Annotated in this window: 15 protein-coding genes; 6 read left to right on the top strand and 9 right to left on the bottom strand. The window is 67.6% G+C overall.

Going from position 1 to position 16,836, the window contains the following annotated elements; all coding sequences use genetic code 11:
- Nucleotides 1-241: 241 nt before the first annotated feature.
- The gene (locus E3O28_RS12660; protein WP_104100100.1) at nt 242-871 is read right to left on the bottom strand and encodes an RNA methyltransferase; all 630 of its coding nucleotides are present in this window, start codon (nt 869-871) and stop codon (nt 242-244) included.
- A 124-nt stretch (nt 872-995) separates the two neighbouring features.
- On the opposite strand from E3O28_RS12660, the gene E3O28_RS12655 reads away from it, so the two are divergent.
- The 4 genes from E3O28_RS12655 (at nt 996) to E3O28_RS12640 (ending at nt 4,900) form a co-directional block, all read left to right on the top strand.
- Nucleotides 996-1,688, top strand: a complete 693-nt coding sequence (locus E3O28_RS12655; RefSeq protein WP_134374774.1) for a VTT domain-containing protein — start codon at nt 996-998, stop codon at nt 1,686-1,688.
- 490 nt (nt 1,689-2,178) lie between these two features.
- A complete protein-coding gene (locus E3O28_RS12650) occupies nt 2,179-3,402 on the top strand; it encodes an Nramp family divalent metal transporter (RefSeq protein ID WP_134416269.1) in 1,224 nt (407 codons plus the stop codon).
- Nucleotides 3,402-4,046, top strand: coding sequence for a metal-dependent transcriptional regulator (locus E3O28_RS12645; protein ID WP_134343161.1), 645 nt, complete (start codon nt 3,402-3,404; stop codon nt 4,044-4,046). The genes E3O28_RS12650 and E3O28_RS12645 overlap by 1 nt, the downstream gene beginning before the upstream one ends.
- Before the next feature lie 53 nt (nt 4,047-4,099).
- Complete coding sequence (locus tag E3O28_RS12640; RefSeq protein WP_104100098.1) at nt 4,100-4,900, top strand: HAD-IIA family hydrolase; 801 nt, start codon at nt 4,100-4,102, stop codon at nt 4,898-4,900.
- Nucleotides 4,901-5,215: 315 nt separating this feature from the next.
- Here E3O28_RS12640 and E3O28_RS16410 read toward each other — a convergent pair whose 3' ends face one another.
- The 3 genes from E3O28_RS16410 to E3O28_RS17270 form a co-directional block, all read right to left on the bottom strand.
- A complete protein-coding gene (locus E3O28_RS16410; RefSeq protein WP_166784820.1) occupies nt 5,216-6,670 on the bottom strand; it encodes a hypothetical protein in 1,455 nt (484 codons plus the stop codon).
- 731 nt (nt 6,671-7,401) lie between these two features.
- Complete coding sequence (gene pyrE / locus E3O28_RS12625; protein ID WP_104100095.1) at nt 7,402-7,950, bottom strand: orotate phosphoribosyltransferase; 549 nt, start codon at nt 7,948-7,950, stop codon at nt 7,402-7,404.
- A gap of 52 nt (nt 7,951-8,002) precedes the next feature.
- Nucleotides 8,003-8,125, bottom strand: coding sequence for a hypothetical protein (locus E3O28_RS17270; RefSeq protein WP_255408580.1), 123 nt, complete (start codon nt 8,123-8,125; stop codon nt 8,003-8,005).
- A 137-nt stretch (nt 8,126-8,262) separates the two neighbouring features.
- Between E3O28_RS17270 and E3O28_RS12620 the strand changes: the two genes are divergently transcribed.
- On the top strand, nt 8,263-9,186 hold the full coding sequence (locus tag E3O28_RS12620) for a LysR family transcriptional regulator (RefSeq protein WP_104100094.1): 924 nt from the start codon (nt 8,263-8,265) through the stop codon (nt 9,184-9,186).
- On the opposite strand, the gene E3O28_RS12615 is transcribed toward E3O28_RS12620, so the two are convergent.
- From E3O28_RS12615 to E3O28_RS12595, 5 genes are all read right to left on the bottom strand, one after another.
- The gene (locus E3O28_RS12615) at nt 9,183-10,682 is read right to left on the bottom strand and encodes a CoA-acylating methylmalonate-semialdehyde dehydrogenase (protein WP_134416255.1); all 1,500 of its coding nucleotides are present in this window, start codon (nt 10,680-10,682) and stop codon (nt 9,183-9,185) included. The genes E3O28_RS12620 and E3O28_RS12615 overlap by 4 nt on opposite strands.
- A 56-nt stretch (nt 10,683-10,738) precedes the next feature.
- Nucleotides 10,739-12,073, bottom strand: a complete 1,335-nt coding sequence (locus tag E3O28_RS12610; RefSeq protein WP_233194020.1) for an aspartate aminotransferase family protein — start codon at nt 12,071-12,073, stop codon at nt 10,739-10,741.
- A gap of 106 nt (nt 12,074-12,179) precedes the next feature.
- Complete coding sequence (locus E3O28_RS12605; RefSeq protein WP_134416253.1) at nt 12,180-13,196, bottom strand: TIGR03842 family LLM class F420-dependent oxidoreductase; 1,017 nt, start codon at nt 13,194-13,196, stop codon at nt 12,180-12,182.
- Nucleotides 13,197-13,208: 12 nt separating this feature from the next.
- The gene (gene hydA, locus E3O28_RS12600) at nt 13,209-14,645 is read right to left on the bottom strand and encodes a dihydropyrimidinase (RefSeq protein WP_134416267.1); all 1,437 of its coding nucleotides are present in this window, start codon (nt 14,643-14,645) and stop codon (nt 13,209-13,211) included.
- Between the two features lie 10 nt (nt 14,646-14,655).
- Complete coding sequence (locus E3O28_RS12595) at nt 14,656-15,504, bottom strand: nitrilase-related carbon-nitrogen hydrolase (RefSeq protein WP_134416252.1); 849 nt, start codon at nt 15,502-15,504, stop codon at nt 14,656-14,658.
- 473 nt (nt 15,505-15,977) lie between these two features.
- Between E3O28_RS12595 and E3O28_RS12590 the strand changes: the two genes are divergently transcribed.
- Nucleotides 15,978-16,763, top strand: a complete 786-nt coding sequence (locus E3O28_RS12590) for a (S)-acetoin forming diacetyl reductase (RefSeq protein ID WP_104100090.1) — start codon at nt 15,978-15,980, stop codon at nt 16,761-16,763.
- The last annotated feature ends 73 nt before the right edge of the window (nt 16,764-16,836 follow it).

The following is a 16,836-nucleotide window of genomic DNA, read 5'->3' as shown; positions in this document are numbered from 1 at the left end:
CGGCCCGCCTCGACCAACTCCGCCCGCCGAGCGAACGCCACGGCGATGGCCAATTCGGCCTCCGCGATCGCCTCGAAATGCTCCCCGAGAGCCTCTTGCACTTCAATAAATGAGGGCTTCATGACACACACGCTACGGGCACCCACCGACATTACCCGCGGCATCCGCCCACCTACACGCACCCTGTGGATAACCCGATCAGGCCCTGATTGTGGAGGGATCGGGGTGGTGAAACGCCCGCTCAGAACCGGTGCTGCAACACCCAGTTGTGCATGGTGACAGCCGCGGCGGCCGACGCGTTGAGCGAGCGGGTGGAGCCGAACTGGCTGATCTCGACGACGGCATCCGCTGCCTCGATCGCTTCGGGAGAGAGGCCGGGACCCTCCTGCCCGAACAGGAGCACGCAGCGCTCGGGGAAGCGGAAGGTTTCGATGATCACGCTGCCGGGCACGTTGTCGATGGCGATGATCGGCAAGGTCTCGGCGGCGGCCCACTCGACGAAGGACGCGACATCCGGGTGGTGCAGCACGTGCTGGTACCGGTCGGTGACCATGGCCCCGCGCTTGTTCCACCGCTTGCGCCCGATGATGTGCACCGTGTCGGCGGCGAACGCGTTGGCGCTGCGCACGATCGAGCCGATGTTCATGTCGTGCTGCCAGTTCTCGATGGCGACGTGAAACGGATGCCGCTTCTCGTCGAGGTCGGCGACGATCGCCGCCATACTCCAGTAGCGGTAGCGGTCGATCACGTTGCGCGTGTCGCCGCGCTCGAGCAGCTCGCGGTCGTAGAACGACTCCTCGGGCCACTCTCCGGCCCAGGGTCCGACGCCGTGGGTGGACAGTTCGGGCGTGGGGTTCTGCGGTTCTTGCACCGATCCAACGTATCCCGCCGGGCACCGCCGGGCGTGCCGGGCATGCCGGGCATGCCGTCGGGTATTCTGACTTGCAGGGTTCGCGTTTCGCCGGCTCGCACCCCGCCCGGAAGGAACCATCACCATGCATCCCACGCTCTTCGGTATCGACTTTCTCGACTCGGAGTGGCTGATCGGCTGGTTCGGTTCGTTCGTGCTCCTCGGCGTGGCCACCATCGTGTTCGTCGAGACGGCTTTCATCGTCTTGTCGTTCCTGCCCGGCGACTCGCTGCTCTTCACCGTGGGCCTGCTCACCGCCACCGGGGATGTGCCCTTTCCGATCTGGGTGACCTGCCTCGTCATCTTCATCGCCGCGTTCGCCGGTGACCAGGTCGCCTATTTAATCGGCCGCAAGTCCGGCCCCGCCGTCTTCACCCGCGAGCAGAACCGCCTGTTCAACCCGAAGAACGTGGAACGCACCAACGCGTTCTTCGCCAAGCACGGCGGCAAGGCCATCATCATCGCCCGCTTCCTGCCCGTGTTCCGCGCCTTCGTGCCTCTCGCCGCCGGTGTGGGACGGATGCACTACCGCACCTTCGTGTTCTTCAACCTGATCGGCGCCTTCGCCTGGGGTGTCGGAAGCACCCTGATGGGCTACCTGCTCGGCCAGATCGAGTTCGTGGCGACGTACTCCGAATTCTTCATCATCGGCATCGTGCTGCTCTCGGGCGTGCCGATCCTGTCCGAGCTCTACAAGGCCGGCCGCGAGAAGAAGCGCACCCGCGGCAAGGCCCCGGTCCCCGTCGCCACGATTCCCGAGGACCTGCGCGAGGAGTAACCGCCCAGTTCAGAGGCGGCCGCGTCTCGGCACAGGGTCAGCGCAGCGTCAGACCGGCCGGCGCCGGCATCCGTGAACGGGTCGATCGCCGCCGAGATCTGGTACTCCCCCGGCGGGAGCGCGGGCCGGTCGGGGCGGGATCGGGTGGGTGATCGGGTGGGTGGCACGGTCGGTGGTTCCGGCGGCGAGCGGCCCGGCGAGCGCTGCGGACAGCGCGGCCCGGTGGGCGATCCGGCTCCACAGGGGTGCGTTTCCGGCCCTCGTCGAGGTAGCCGCTGAAGATGGCCCGCCGCACGTAGGCCTCGGCCCCACCGACCGTGAACCCGTTTCCTCCCTCTGCTTAGCTACTAAAACGTATGACCGCGCCGAAACGTTGGTGTGCCGGGCCGCCCACGCAGGCACTGATCTTTCGGCATGCCTAAATCTGCCCTATCCTTTCGGTGTGGCTAAAAACAACGTGCGCACGGATGCGAGGGGACCGGTCCCTGAGATCGCCACCGTGGCATCCTCTCACCTGCTCTGGTTGCTCGGCCCTGCCCTCGTCGCGGGCGTGGCCTACCTCGACCCCGGCAACGTCGCCAGCAATATGACGGCCGGTGCTCGCTACGGCTACCTGCTGGTCTGGGTGGTCGTGGCCGGCAACGTGATGGCCTGGCTGATCCAGTACCTCTCGGCCAAGCTCGGCATCGTAACCGGCACGAGCCTGCCGGAAATTCTCGGGGTACGTATTCGGCGCCCGCTCACCCGCCGCCTCTACTGGGTGCAGGCGGAACTGGTGGCCATGGCCACCGACCTGGCCGAGATCATCGGCGGCGCGGTCGCCCTGAACCTGCTCTTCGGCCTCCCCCTGCTTGCCGGCGGCGTGATCACCGGGGTCATCTCGATGATCGTGCTCACGGTGCAGACCCGGCGCGGCCCGCGCACCTTCGAACGCGTCATCGTGGCGCTGCTGCTCATCATCACCGTGGGCTTCGCGGCCGGGGTGTTCTTCGCTCCGCCGGATGCCGGCAGCGTCGTCGCCGGCCTCGTGCCGCGGTTCGAGGGCGCGAATTCGGTGCTCCTGGCCGCGTCCATCCTCGGCGCGACGATCATGCCGCACGCCATCTACGCCCACTCCGCGCTCACCCGGGACCGATTCCCCGTCGTGGCGGACGGCGCAGCAACGCGACGCCTGCTCTGGGCCACCAAATGGGACGTCACCATCGCGATGGCCATCGCCGGCACGGTGAACCTGTCGATCCTGCTGCTCGCGGCATCCGCTCTGCAGGGCGTCGCCGGGACCGACACGCTCGAGGGCGCCCACGCCGCCCTCGAGGCAACCCTCGGGCCCGTGATCGCGACGGTGTTCGCGGTCGGGCTGCTCGCCTCCGGGCTGGCCTCCACCTCGGTCGGAGCGTACGCGGGAGCGGAGATCATGCACGGCCTGTTGCACGTGCGCGTGCCGCTGCTGGCGCGTCGCGTGGTCACCCTCATTCCCGCGCTGCTGATCCTGGGGGTGGGTTTCGACCCGACCGAGGCCCTGGTGCTCAGCCAGGTCGTCCTGTCGTTCGGCATCCCGTTCGCGCTGATCCCCCTGGTCTGGCTCACCATGCAGCGCGGGGTGCTCGGCGAGCATGTCAACCGCTGGTACACGACAGTCGCCGGCGCCGTCTGCGTCCTGCTCCTGGTGGCCCTGAACGTGGTGCTGCTCGTGCTCGTGTTCACAGGGGCGTGATGAAACACCCCACACCCGCGGCCGAGGACTACCTCAAGACCATCTACGCGCACACCGAATGGCAGCCGAACCCGATCACGCCTTCGGTGCTGGCCGCGCGGCTGGGGGTGGCGCCGTCATCGGTCACCGAGATGGTGAAGAAGCTCGCCGCCGGCGGCCTGATCGAGCACGTCCCCTACGGGCCGCTCACCCTGAGCCGGACCGGTTTCCTGCGGGCGACCGCGGTGGTGCGCCGGCACCGGTTGATCGAGACCTGGCTCGTGCGGGAAATGGGCTACGACTGGCACGAGGTGCACGACGAGGCGGAGGTGCTCGAGCACTCGATCTCGGACCGGCTGCTGGCGGCGATCGACGATCGGCTCGGGCATCCGTCGGCCGACCCGCACGGGGACCCGATCCCGGCCGAGGACGGCAGCCTGACCCGGCCGGACGCCATCCTGCTGGCGGAGGCCGCACCCGGCCACGTCGGGGCGGTCGTGCGCATCAGTGACCGCGACCCGGACATCCTGCGCGACCTTGCCGTGCACCGGGTCGGCCCGGGAACCCGGCTCACCGTTCTCGAACCCGGCGTGGTGCGGCTGCCGGGCGGCGGCATCTGTCGGCTGTCGTCTGCGGCGGCCCGATCGATCTGGCTCACCTCGTAACCGTCCGGAAACCTCGCGCCGCTAGGCTTATCCCCGAACCAAGGGAGCACCCAATGACACGCCGCGAAGACATCGAATGCTGGCTCACCGATATGGATGGCGTGCTCGTGCATGAAAACAGCCCGTTGCCGGGCGCGGCGCAGCTGCTGCAGCAGTGGAGCGACGCCGGCACGCCGTTCCTGGTGCTCACGAACAACTCGATCTTCACCCCCCGGGACCTCAGTGCCCGCCTGCGCGCCTCGGGCCTGAACGTGCCCGAAGACCGCATCTGGACCTCCGCGCTGGCGACGGCCGACTTCCTCCGCTCCCAGGCGCCCGGCGGCACCGCCTTCGTGATCGGCGAGGTCGGACTCACGACCGCCCTGCACGAGGCGGGTTTCATCATGACCGAGACGAACCCGGACTACGTGGTGGTCGGCGAAACCCGCAACTACTCGTTCGAGGCCATCACCAAGGCCATCCGTCTGCTCTTGAACGGTGCCCGCTTCATTTCGACGAACCCGGATGCGACCGGCCCCAGTGCGGACGGCCCCCTGCCCGCCACGGGTGCAATCTCGGCCCTGATCACCAAGGCCACCGGCATGGAGCCCTATGTGGTGGGCAAGCCGAACCCGATGATGTTCCGCTCAGCGATGAACAAGATCGGCGCGCACTCGGAGAACACGGCCATGATCGGTGATCGGATGGACACCGACATCATCGCCGGGATCGAGGCCGGGCTGCACACCATTCTCGTGATGAGCGGCATCAGTGACGACGCTGAGGTGCACCGCTACCCGTTCCGCCCGGACGAGATCCTCTCCGGCGTGCACGAGCTGGTCTCCAAGGAGCCCGTGGAGTCCGACGCGATCTAGGTTCCGCCGCTCCCATCGTAGCCGCGCTCTGCCGCACCCGTCGCCTCAGCACTTCTACCGCCGCGCCCGCCGCTCCTGCTCCCGCTCTCCCTCCCGCCAGGCCCTGACGAATTCGACGGAGATTTTGCGCCACCACCCCGGTTGCGACCCAGAACTGACCATTTTCGGCAAAATCTCCGTCGAATTCGTTCGATCATCGGGCATGGGCGGCGACGGCGGATCCCGGTTGCACGGCTGGGGTTCCGCTGCGCTACAAGGCAGCCAGGCAGCCAGACAGCCAGGCGGCAGACGTCGGTGACGGATGCTCCGGAACGCTTATGCGGCGGGTACCGGTCCGGGGCCCGCGATGCTCGCGTTCATCGGCTCGCCGGAGGCCCGGCTCACGAAGCAGTAGTAGGAGCGGCCGCCATCGGACCACTGTTCCTCGGTGATCGGGTAACTACCCTGCACCTGCACGTCGCCGTAGGCCGAGGCCGCGGCCAGGTCGATGACGCCGGTCGCGCTGCAGAGCAGGTTGATCTGCCCGGCCAGCTCGGCCTCGCCAGGGAAGGCTGTGGCGGCATCCCCGGCGAACACTCCGCGGTACACGAGCTGAGCCGCATGCGGGGTGGCACAGTCGGCGACCGTGAATTCCTCTTCCCAGGGTGTCACGTACGGCTGCAGGCATTCGCCGCCGAACAGGGTGTCCCACTGGTGCACGCCGACCGGCTGCGGGCCGGTGGCCTCGGGCGGCGCCGACGGCGCCACACTCGGGGTGGCGCTCGGGGCAGGTGTAGCGCTGGACGTGGCCACCGCAACGGGGGCAGCGTCGCCGCCGACCAGGCTCTGCCCGAGGAAGAACAGTGCCGCCAGCGCGAGCACGACCACCAGGCCGCCGACGCTCCAGATCAGAAGCCGGGGCCTGCCGGGGCGGCTGCCTCCGGGCGGGCGACCGGCCGAGGCCAGCCGCGCGGCATCGGCAACGGCGCCGGACGGCGCCGCGTCCACTGCGGAACGCCGGCCGTTCGCTGCGACCGGAGTGGCCACGCCCGACGAGGAGTTCGTACCCGACGCGGGGCGCGGGGATGCCGCACCGAACATATTGGTCGTACCCGACGCGGGCCGCGGAGTGGTGGCAGCAGCAGCACTCGCACCGGCGTGGATACCGGCCCCAGCCCCGGCTGGTGCAGGTTCGGGGGAAGCAGTGACGGCGGACGCGGGCGCGGCGGACGCGGACGTGGCTGACGCGGACGCGGACGTGGTGGACAGGTGGGCCGGCGTTGCGGCCAGTGAAGGTGGAGTCGGGGCGGCGGTGGGCGCGGAGCGGGCCGCGGCCGAGGCCTGCGCCGCCGTCTCGGCCAGCCGTGTACCTGCACGGGCATCCGGTGCGGGGAAGGCTGCCTCCGGCGCCGGGATGGCTGCCGCGGCTAACGGGGCACCTGGGGCGGCAACAACGGCCGCGGCTCCCGCCGCAACTCGGGCCCCGGCTCCAGCGATCCCGGCGGCGTCGCGGGCCTGGCCCGCGAGAGGGACCGGAGTCGACAGTGACGCGGCCAGTCGTGCGCGCAGACGGCCGCGGGCGGAGACCGGAGCCGGCAGCGCGGCCGGCTCGGGGTCGGGAGCAGGCGGCGTGCGCCCGGCCAGCAGATCGGCGGCCGCGACCTCCTCAGCGGTCAGCTCGAGCGGCGACTGCGTGAAGGTGGTCCACCACGGCGCCGGTGCGAGATCGGCTTTCTCCGAACGGATGCTGCCGCTCCGGTCAGACTCGTCCGGCCCGTTCCCGCCGAGCATCGGCAGAGGCGCGGGAGCCTCGACGGGTGGAAGAGGGGCCGGTGCCGACGCGTCGGGCGCCCACGGGGCGGGCCCCGAAGCTGAGGCCGAGCGTGTTTCGGCCGGCGTCAGTTCCGAAGCCGAGTCATCCGTGAGCGCGGCGGACGAAGCCGCCGACCTGACAGCGGCCGAGGGCGCGAACGCGGCCGGCTGGAGCTCGGAAAACGCGGCCGCAGACGAGGACGCGGCCGCAGCCGCCGCGACGACAGCCGACTCAGCAGACGAAGCAGCCCCGGAAGCAGCCCCATCGACTGCAGAAGCAGCACGCGCCGGGTTTGCGGGCGTCAGGACGAACAGGGCCGCGGTCGTGATCGGCACGGATCCGGTCACATTCGCTGGTCCCGCAGCCGAAGGCGTCGCTCCAGCCGATGGCGTCGCTCCCGACGAAGGCACAGGAGCGGCAGGAGGCGCCGGAGCGGGACCAGCAGCGCCAGCCGCAGCAGCGGCGGCCCGAGCCGCGGCACCCTTGGCGAGTCGAGGGTCAGGCTGGGAGGTCGGCTTGAGCCCCCAGAGGAAGACGCCGGTATGGGTCGTCGGCTCGGCGGGTGCCGGTGGAACAATGCGGGAGGTTCTCGGCCACCGCGGCGACTGGCGGGGCGAATATTCGTCCGGCAGGGCCGGGCGCGCGCCGTCACCGAGCTGAGATGCCAGCCACTTCATTCCGTCCTCGCCGGGCACCTCATTTGTGGGCACTAGTTCAGCCCCAGGTCCTCAAGGCCGATCGCGGCGTAATAGGGGTAGCCCGCGGCTTCGATCACTTCGCGCGCGCCCGTGTTCCGGTCGACCACGACGGCGACGGCGGCGATGATCGCACCGACCTTGAGGAGCGCGTCGATCGCCGCCAGGGGCGAACCGCCCGTGGTGGACGTGTCTTCGAGCACGACGACGCGCTTGCCGGCGAGATCGGGTCCTTCGACCTGCTTGCCCCGGCCGTGGTCCTTGGGCTCCTTGCGCACGACGAAGGCGTCGTACGCGGCTCCGCGTGCCACGCCCTGGTGCAGGATGGCCGCCGCCACCGGGTCGGCACCCATGGTCATGCCGCCGACCGCGGTGACATCCGGAATGTGCGCGATCAGGTCGAGCATGACCTGGCCGATCAGTGGGGCGACGCGATGGTCGAGGCTGACCTTGCGCAGGTCGACGTAATACGTCGCCTTCTTGCCGCTGGTCAAGGTGAAATCCCCGCGGAAAACGGCCTCGGCCGAGATGTGGGCGATGAGCTGCTGGCGTGTGTCCGTCACAGGACCAACTTTAGGCCATCGCCCGGTCGGTGAACCTGAAGCAGGCGTTGCTCTAGAAGATACGAACGAGCTTGCGCTCGGGAACGCGGCGGAATCCGTCCTTGTGCACGTCGACGACGACGGCAACGACGGAGGAGATGACGATGAGAACGAGAACGGCGAGAAGAACAAACACGGTCGTACCTTTCGGGAAATGGGGTTGAGTATCGGGGAGACGGAGGCACCATTGCTCGAGTTCGACGTATTTATTTCATCATCTTTGACTTTGCAGCACAATCACATAGTTCTGCACGGAGTGTGTAGCGTTACTACATGGATGTCCAACGACTCGAACTTCTCCGCGAACTGGCCGAGCGCCACAGCATCACTGAGGTTGCCCGCGCCACGCACCGCACGCCATCCGCTGTCTCGCAGCAGCTGAAAGTGCTCGAACGCGAGGCCGGCCTTCCGCTCACCGAGCGCAGCGGTCGCGGCCTCATTCTGACGGATGCCGGCCGCGCTCTGGCCCGCAGCGCGACGGATGTCGCGGTCGCCCTCGCCCGCGCCCGGGCGGTCTGGGACGAGTTCCGCAACGACGCCACGGGCGAGGTGAGCCTGGTCACCTTTCCGACCGCGGGCGAGATGCTGCTGCCGGGAGCGGTGAGAAGCATCGCCGCCGTGCCCGGACTCATCGTCAACTGCACCGACAAGGACCCGGAACTGAGCGACTTCCCCGCGCTCACGGCGGAGTACGACATCGTGCTCGCCTACAGCCTGCGCGGCCAGCTTCCATGGGGCGGACGCGGACTGACGGTGGTCCCGCTGATGACAGAGCCGCTCGACGTCGGGCTGCCGGCCGACCACCGGCTGGCCTCCCGGTCGTGGATCACCCCGGCGGACGTGATCGGCGAGACCTGGATCGGCGCGCCGACCGGCTACCCGTTCGAGCGCATCCTGCACCAGATCGAGCAGAAGGCAGGCAGTCAGATCACCGTCGCCCAGCAGTTCGCCGACCTGCGGGTGATCGAAGCGTTCGTCGTGGCAGGCCTCGGCATCGCTCTGGTGCCCCGGTACACCTGGGGCGGTGACCAGCCGGGCCGCCTCGTGCTCAAGCCGCTCCGCGGGGTGGACGCCGAACGGCAAATCGTGGCGCTGATGCGCCCCGATCGGGCCGAGCGCCTCGCCGTGCGCACCGTTCTGGAGGTGCTCCGCACCGAGGCCGCCCGCGTGCAGGCCAAGCACGCCCTCATTCCCTAGGCGTTCTGTGGGAAGCCCAGGTTGATACCGCCGTGGCTCGGGTCCAGCCACCGGCTCGTGATGGCCTTCTCTCGGGTGTAGAAGGCGATCCCGGCCGGGCCGTAGGCCTTGGCGTCGCCGAACAGGGAGTCCTTCCAGCCGCCGAACGAGTGGTAGGCCACGGGCACCGGGATCGGCACGTTGATGCCGACCATACCGACCTGCACCTCATTCTGGAACCGCCTGGCCGCACCGCCGTCGTTGGTGAAGATGGCCGTGCCGTTGCCGTAGCGGCTGCGGTTGATCAGGTCGAGTCCCTCGGCGTAGCTGGCGACCCGCACGATGGAGAGCACCGGGCCGAAGATCTCGTCGAGGTAGACGTCCGAGTCCGTGCTGACCTTGTCGAAGAGGGTCGGACCGAGCCAGAATCCGCTCGCGTCACCGTCCACCTCGATACCGCGGCCGTCCACGACGACCTCGGCTCCGTCGGTCTGGGCGAGGTCGATGTAGGACGCCACCTTGTCGCGGTGTACCTTCGTGATCAGAGGTCCCATGTCGCATCCGCGCATGCCGTCGCCCACCTTGAGGCTCTTCAGCCGCGCGGTGATCTTCGCGACCAGGTCGTCAGCGACCGGTTCCACGGCCACCACCACGCTGATCGCCATGCAGCGCTCACCGGCCGAGCCGAAGCCGGCGTTGACCGCGGCATCCGCGGCCAGGTCCAGGTCTGCGTCCGGCAGCACGAGCATGTGGTTCTTCGCGCCGCCGAGGGCCTGCACGCGCTTGCCGTGGTGGGCGGCCGTCTCGTAGATGTACTGCGCGATCGGCGTGGAGCCGACGAACGAGATCGCCTGCACGTCGGGGTGCACGAGCAGGGCGTCGACGGCTTCCTTGTCGCCGTGCAGGACGTTGAACACACCGGCGGGCAGGCCGGCCTCGGTCATCAGGGCAGCCATCCAGTTCGACGCGGACGGGTCTTTCTCGCTCGGTTTGAGCACGACCGTGTTGCCGGCCGCGATGGCGATCGGGAAGAACCAGAGGGGCACCATGGCTGGGAAGTTGAACGGGCTGATGATGCCCACCACGCCGAGCGGCTGGCGCAGCGTGTAGACGTCGACGCCCGTGGACACGTTCTCGGAGTACTCGCCCTTGCTCAGGTGCGGCATGCCGAGCGCGAACTCGACGACCTCGAGGCCGCGCGCGATCTCGCCGAGCGCATCCGAGGTCACCTTGCCGTGTTCGGCGGTGAGGATGTCGGCCAGCTCGCCTTTGCGCGCGTTCAGCAGTTCGCGGAAGTTGAACATCACGCCTTGGCGCTTGGCTTGGGATGTGTCGCGCCAGAGCGGATAGGCAGCGTGGGCGGAGGCGACGGCGGTGTCGACGTCGGTGGCACTGGCCAGGATTACGTTCTTCGCGACGGCGCCGAGGGCGGGGTTGAAGACGGGCGCGGTGCGGGTCGAGGCTCCCCGGAGGGGAGCCCCGTCGACCCAGTGGGTGATGAGGGGCAGTTCGGTCATGGGCGTTCGTCTCTCTTCATTCTCTTCATCGAGTCGGGGTGAGGGTGCGCGGGGCGTCAGACAAGCCGGTCGAGGCTGAGGACCTCGTCGTAGATAGTGAGCGCCTCGGCGACCTCGGCGTCGGTGACGACGCAGGGCGGCACCACGTGGATGCGGTTCTCGGCCAGGAACGGCAGCAGGTTGCGGGCCAGCAGCTCCGATTTGATCCGGCCCATCACGGCGCCGCTGAGCGGCTGGCGGGTCTCCCGGTCGGAGACGAGTTCCATCGCCCAGAACACGCCGACCCCGCGCACCTCTCCGATGATCGGGTGCTTAGCCTGCAGCTCGGCGAGCCCGGGGGCGAGCACGTCGCGCCCGATCCGGGCGGCGTTCTCCACGATGCCCTCGTTCTTCATGGCGTCCAGGGCCGCCACGATCGACGCCATCGCCAGCGGATGTCCGCTGTAGGTGAGGCCACCGGGATAGACCGTGGTGTCGAAGTCGTGGGCGATGGGGTCGGAGATGATCACACCGCCGGTGGGCACATAACCGGAGTTGACGCCCTTCGCGAAAGTGATCAGGTCCGGCACCACGTCGAAGCCGTCGAACGCGAACCAGTTGCCGGTGCGGCCGAAGCCGGCCATCACCTCGTCGAGGATCAGCATGATGCCGTACCGGTCGCAGAGGGCCCGCACGCCGGCGAGGTAGCCGGGCGGCGGCACGAGCACGCCGGCGGTGCCGGGGATGGATTCCAGCAGCACGGCCGCGATGCCCGCGGGTCCCTCACTCTGGATCACGTGCTCGAGGTGGCGCAGGGCCCGCTCCGACTCCTGCTCGGGGCTGGTCGCCCAGAACTCGCTGCGGTAGAGGTAGGGGCCGAAGAAGTGCACGTGCCCGCGGGCGAACTCATTCGGGATGCGGCGCCAGTCGCCGGTCGCGACGATGGCCGCGCCCGTGTTGCCGTGGTACGAGCGGTAGGTGGAGAGCACCTTGTCGCGGCCCGTGTGCAGGCGCGCCATGCGGATCGCGTTCTCGATCGCATCCGCCCCGCCGTTGGTGAAGAAGACCTTGTTGAAGCCCTCCGGCGCCCGTTCGACGATGCGCTGGGCGGCCTCGCCGCGGGTCAGGGTCGCCGTGGAGGGCGCCACCGTGGCGAGCCGACCGGCCTGCTCGATGATGGCCGCGGTGACGGCCGGATGCTGGTGGCCGATGTTCACGTTGACGAGCTGGCTGGAGAAGTCCAGATAGCTGCGCCCGTCATAATCCCAGACCCGGGAGCCCTGCCCGCCGGCGATCACCAGCGGCTTGAGGGCACCCTGGGCCGACCAGGAGTGGAAGACGTGGGCCCGGTCAAGGTCGTAGGCGAGCTCGTTGCGGCTGGCCGTGGCGCTTGGGGAAGTGATGTCATTCACAGATATCGGGTTCTTTCTCTCTGCGTTGAGATGGTGAGGCCGTGGATCGCCCACCTTCAGTGTGACCTCGATCGGCTTGAAGTCTGCACCATTCACCTGAATCGGGTCATTTCTTTGCCACGATGGGCTCGGTCATCGCCGGGATCACGGTCTCCCCGTAGACGCGCATCGTCTCTTCCTTGTTGTCGTGCTGCAGGTAGCCGGCGAACTGGTCGACGCCGATGGCGCGCAGGGCCTCGAGCTTTTCGATGTGGTCCTTGGCGGTGCCGAGCAGACAGAACCGGTCGACGATCTCGTCGGGCACGAACTCGGCGTGCGCGTTTCCGGCACGGCCGTGCTCGTTGTAGTCGTAATCCTGCCGGCCAATGATGTAGTCGGTGAGGGCCTTCGGCACATGAGATTCGGTGCCGTACTTGGCGACGATGTCGGCCACGTGATTGCCGACCATGCCGCCGAACCAGCGGCACTGGTTGCGCATGTGGCCCCAATTGTCGCCGATGTACATGGGCGCGGACACGCAGAACTTGACCGCCATCGGGTCGCGGCCGGATTTCGCCGCGGCCTCCCGCACGGTCTTGATCATCCACTCGGCCACGTCGAGGTCGGCCATCTGCAGGATGAAACCGTCGCCGACCTCGCCCGCGAGCTTGAGCGCGAGGGGCCCGTAGGCCGCCACCCACACGTCAAGGGTGGAGCCGCGGCTCCACGGAAACTGCAGGGTCGCGCCGTTGTATTCGACCGACCGGGAGTTCGCGAGTTCCCGGATCACGTGCACCGACTCGCGCAGCGTCTTCAGGGTGGTGGGAGTTCCGTTGATGACCCGCACCGCCGAATCCCCGCGGCCGATGCCGCAGATGGTGCGGTTGCCGTACATCTCGTTCAGCGTCGCGTAGGTGGAGGCCGTGACCGTCCAGTCGCGGGTGCCCGGGTTGGTGACCATGGGTCCGACGATGATCCTGTCCGTCTCCGCGAGGATGCGGCTGTAGATGACGTAGGGCTCCTGCCAGAGCAGATGCGAGTCGAACGTCCAGACGTGGCTGAAGCCGTGCGCCTCGGCCAGTTTGGCCAATTGCACGGTACGGGCGGATGGGGGGTTGGTCTGCAACACTGCTCCGAAGTCCATCTGGGGTCCCGTCTAGATCAGGTACTGGCTCAGGCCGCGCTTGACGAACCGGCCGTCACCCTTGGAGCCGAGATAGGAGCTGTCGTCGATGATGACCTTGCCGCGGGACAGAACGGTGTCGACGTGACCGTCGATCTCGTAGCCTTCCCAGGCGGAGTGGTCCATGTTCATGTGGTGGGTCTTGCCATTCCCGTTGACGGGCAGGCCGATCGAGGTGTGGCCGTTCGGGTCGTAGATCACGATGTCGCCGTCGGCGCCCGGCTGGATGACCCCCTTTTTGCCGTACAGCCCGAACATCCGTGCCGGGGTTGTCGCGGTGATCTCCACCCAGCGTTCGAGCGAGATGCGGCCGTTGACGACGCCCTGGTAGAGCAGGTCCAGGCGGTGCTCGACCGAGCCGATGCCGTTCGGGATCTTCGAGAAGTCGCCGAGGCCCAGCTCTTTCTGCCCCTTCATGCAGAACGGGCAGTGGTCAGTGGAGACCATCTGGATGTCGTTGGTGCGCAGGCTCTGCCACAGGTGGTCCTGGTGGCCCTCGGCCTTCGAGCGCAGTGGCGTGGAGCAGACCCACTTCGCGCCCTCGAACCCCGGTGCCCCGAGATTCTCCTCGAGCGACAGGTAGAGGTATTGCGGGCAGGTCTCACCGAACACGTTCTGGCCGTGGTCCCGGGCGGCGGCGATCTGCTCCACGGCCTGCTTGGCGCTCACGTGCACCACGTAGAGCGGCGCCCCGGTGAGGTTCGCGAGCATGATCGCGCGGTGCGTGGCCTCCTCCTCCAGCTGCCAGGCGCGCGCGACACCGTGGTGGTAGGGGTCGGTCTTGCCCTCTGCGAGCAGCTGCGTGACGAGCACGTCGATGGCCGGGCCGTTCTCGGCGTGCATCATGGTCATCAGCCCGGTCTCGGCGGACTTCTGCATGGCGCGCAGCACCTGCGCGTCATCCGAGTAGAAGACGCCGGGATAGGCCATGAACAGTTTGAAGCTGGAGATGCCCTCGTCCAGCAGCCCGTCCATCGCCTGCAGCGAGTCCTCGTTGAGGTCGCCGATGATCTGGTGGAACCCGTAGTCGATGGCGCAGTTTCCGGCCGCCTTCTCGTGCCAGGCCGCCAAACCGTCGAAGACCCGCTGGCCGTAGCTCTGCACTGCGAAGTCGACGATGGTGGTGGTGCCGCCCCAGGCCGCGGCCCGGGTGCCGGTCTCGAAGGTGTCGCTGGCCGCGGTGCCGCCGAACGGCAACTGCATATGCGTGTGCGCGTCGACGCCGCCGGGGATCACGTACTTGCCGGTGGCGTCGATCACACGGTCGACGGATGCGGCGAGGTCATTCCCGAGGAGAGCCGAGCCAGGTGCCAGCACGGCGACGATGATCTCGCCGTCGATGAGGACATCCGCCTGCACCCGGCCGGTCGCGCTGACCACGGTGCCGTTCTGGATCAGGGTCGTCACGATGCGCCCCTGGCTACGGCCGGGCGATCGGGCCGTAGGAGTCGGGACGGCGGTCCCGGTAGAACTGCCACGAGTTGCGCACCTCTCGGATGACGCCCAGGTCGAGGTCGCGGATGACGACCTCCTCGGTGTCGGTGGAGGCCACCTCGCCGACGTAGTTGCCGCGCGGGTCGACGAAGTAGGAGCTGCCGTAGAAGGTGACGGCGTCGGCGCCGAACTCCTCGGTCTCGGTGCCGATGCGGTTGTTGGCGCCGATGTAGTACTGGTTTGCGATGGCGGCGGCCGGCTGCTCGAGCTCCCAGAGCCGGTTCGAGAGGCCGGGCTTGGTGGCTGAGGGGTTGAAGACAATCTCGGCGCCGTTCAGGCCAAGCACCCGCCAGCCCTCCGGGAAGTGCCGGTCGTAGCAGATGTAGACGCCGATCTTGCCGACCATGGTGTCGAAGACGGGGTAGTCGGCGTTTCCGGGGCGGAAGTAGAACTTCTCCCAGAACTGGGGCAGGTGGGGGATGTGGTGCTTGCGGTACTTGCCGAGGTAGGTGCCGTCGGCGTCGATCACGGCGGCCGTGTTGTAGAGCACGCCGGGCTGCTCCTCCTCGTAGACGGGGAGCACGATCACCATCGTGTGCTCGGCGGCGAGCTTCTGGAACCGCTCCACGAGTGGTCCCGGCACGCTCTGCGCGTAGTCGTAGTACGTGGAGTCCTGCACAATGCCGAAGTAGGGGCCGTGGAACAGCTCCTGGAAGCAGATCACCTGCACTCCCGCTTCGGCGGCGGTGCGCACGAATCCCTCGTGCTTCTGGATCATCGACTCCTGGTCGCCCGTCCACTCGGTCTGGGTGATTGCGGCCCGAACTACAGTCATCTTGTCTCCACATTCGCCAGTGACGGAACACCGTTGAGCCGAACGACAGCGTCCGGGCTTATTAGTCTTCGACGCAAACATTTGGTGCTGTTTTTCTGTGTGACTAACGCGTATATCATCCTGTCGAGCGAATCTGCCGGTGGCAAGGGTTCATGCAAACCGTTATCGTCGCGGTCGGGCACGGGGTCACTGGCCGACCGAATATCACTCGATCGCGCCTACAATGGGGGTAATGCCTCGTCTGCTGCTGGAGTTCTTAGACAACATCGACACAAAAAACGGGGATGTCTCAGATTCACCCCGAGAGGTTCACCCTCGGGGCCGCTCATCCGCCGCGACGACGCCGGAAATTCTCGGTGCGCGCCGCGCTGCTGGCGCCGTGCGTATCGGATCAGTAAAACTCCTGTCCTGCCTTGACATGACGTCATCGACTCGCCGGCAGGTTGCGAATAATCGAGATTGGAATCAATACCATGGCACGCACAGAAAACGGAAAAGTCGCACTCGTTACCGGTGGTGGACAGGGGATTGGTCAGGCCATTGCTGAGCGACTCCACGCTGACGGCTTCAAGGTCGCCATCGCCGACCTGAACCGTGCGACCGCAGGCGCAGTTGCCGAATCCCTGGGAGGCAAGGAGGGCGGAGCACTCGCACTGCACGTCGATGTCTCCGACCGAGACAGCGTGTTCGCCGCGGTCGAGCAGGCTGTCACGGAGCTCGGGGGCTTCGACGTAATCGTCAACAACGCCGGCATCGCCCCCACGTCTCCAATCGATGACATCACCCAGGAAAGCATCGCAAAAATATTCTCCATCAACTTCAACGGCGTGGTGTGGGGCATTCAGGCAGCCACCAAGGCGTTCAAAGAGCTCGGCCACGGTGGAAAGATCATCAGTGCTGCGTCCCAGGCCGGTCACGTCGGGAACCCCGGCATCGCGTTGTACTCGGCCACCAAGTTCGCCATTCGTGGCTTGTCCCAGACAGCCGCCAAGGACCTGGCCCAATTCGGCATCACGGTCAACACCTTCGCCCCCGGCATCGTGAAGACGCCCCTCATGGAGGAGCTCGCGAAAAAGGTGGCAGCCGACGCGGGCCAGTCGGAAGAGTGGGGCTGGGATCAGTTTACGAACGGCATCGCCCTCGCCCGCCTGTCCGAAGCGTCCGAGGTCGCGGGGGTCGTTTCGTTCCTGGCTGGCCCCGACTCCGGCTACATCACCGGACAGTCGATTCTGGTCGACGGCGGAATGGTCTTCAACTAAGCAGAGGACGAAACTGACTCTCACCGGCCCGGCGACTGGCCGCATTGAGTATCCCGGGCGCGCCGGACATCCG

Origin of the sequence: Cryobacterium sp. TMT2-14 (genome assembly GCF_004402465.1) — a bacterium.
In the GTDB taxonomy this organism is placed as follows: domain Bacteria; phylum Actinomycetota; class Actinomycetes; order Actinomycetales; family Microbacteriaceae; genus Cryobacterium; species Cryobacterium sandaracinum.
Note: the sequence above shows the minus strand (reverse complement) of the source record. Positions and strands in the feature narration are given on the sequence as shown.

Excerpts from the sequence above, each read along its gene's own strand:
- E3O28_RS12655 (WP_134374774.1), top strand. The coding sequence starts at position 996 with ATGCATCCCACGCTCTTCGGTATCGACTTTCTCGACTCGGAGTGGCTG.
- E3O28_RS12645 (WP_134343161.1), top strand. The coding sequence starts at position 3,402 with ATGAAACACCCCACACCCGCGGCCGAGGACTACCTCAAGACCATCTAC.
- E3O28_RS12640 (WP_104100098.1), top strand. The coding sequence starts at position 4,100 with ATGACACGCCGCGAAGACATCGAATGCTGGCTCACCGATATGGATGGC.
- E3O28_RS16410 (WP_166784820.1), bottom strand. The coding sequence starts at position 6,670 with ATGCTCGGCGGGAACGGGCCGGACGAGTCTGACCGGAGCGGCAGCATC.
- E3O28_RS12620 (WP_104100094.1), top strand. The coding sequence starts at position 8,263 with ATGGATGTCCAACGACTCGAACTTCTCCGCGAACTGGCCGAGCGCCAC.
- E3O28_RS12615 (WP_134416255.1), bottom strand. The coding sequence starts at position 10,682 with ATGACCGAACTGCCCCTCATCACCCACTGGGTCGACGGGGCTCCCCTC.
- E3O28_RS12605 (WP_134416253.1), bottom strand. The coding sequence starts at position 13,196 with ATGGACTTCGGAGCAGTGTTGCAGACCAACCCCCCATCCGCCCGTACC.
- E3O28_RS12595 (WP_134416252.1), bottom strand. The coding sequence starts at position 15,504 with ATGACTGTAGTTCGGGCCGCAATCACCCAGACCGAGTGGACGGGCGAC.
- E3O28_RS12590 (WP_104100090.1), top strand. The coding sequence starts at position 15,978 with ATGGCACGCACAGAAAACGGAAAAGTCGCACTCGTTACCGGTGGTGGA.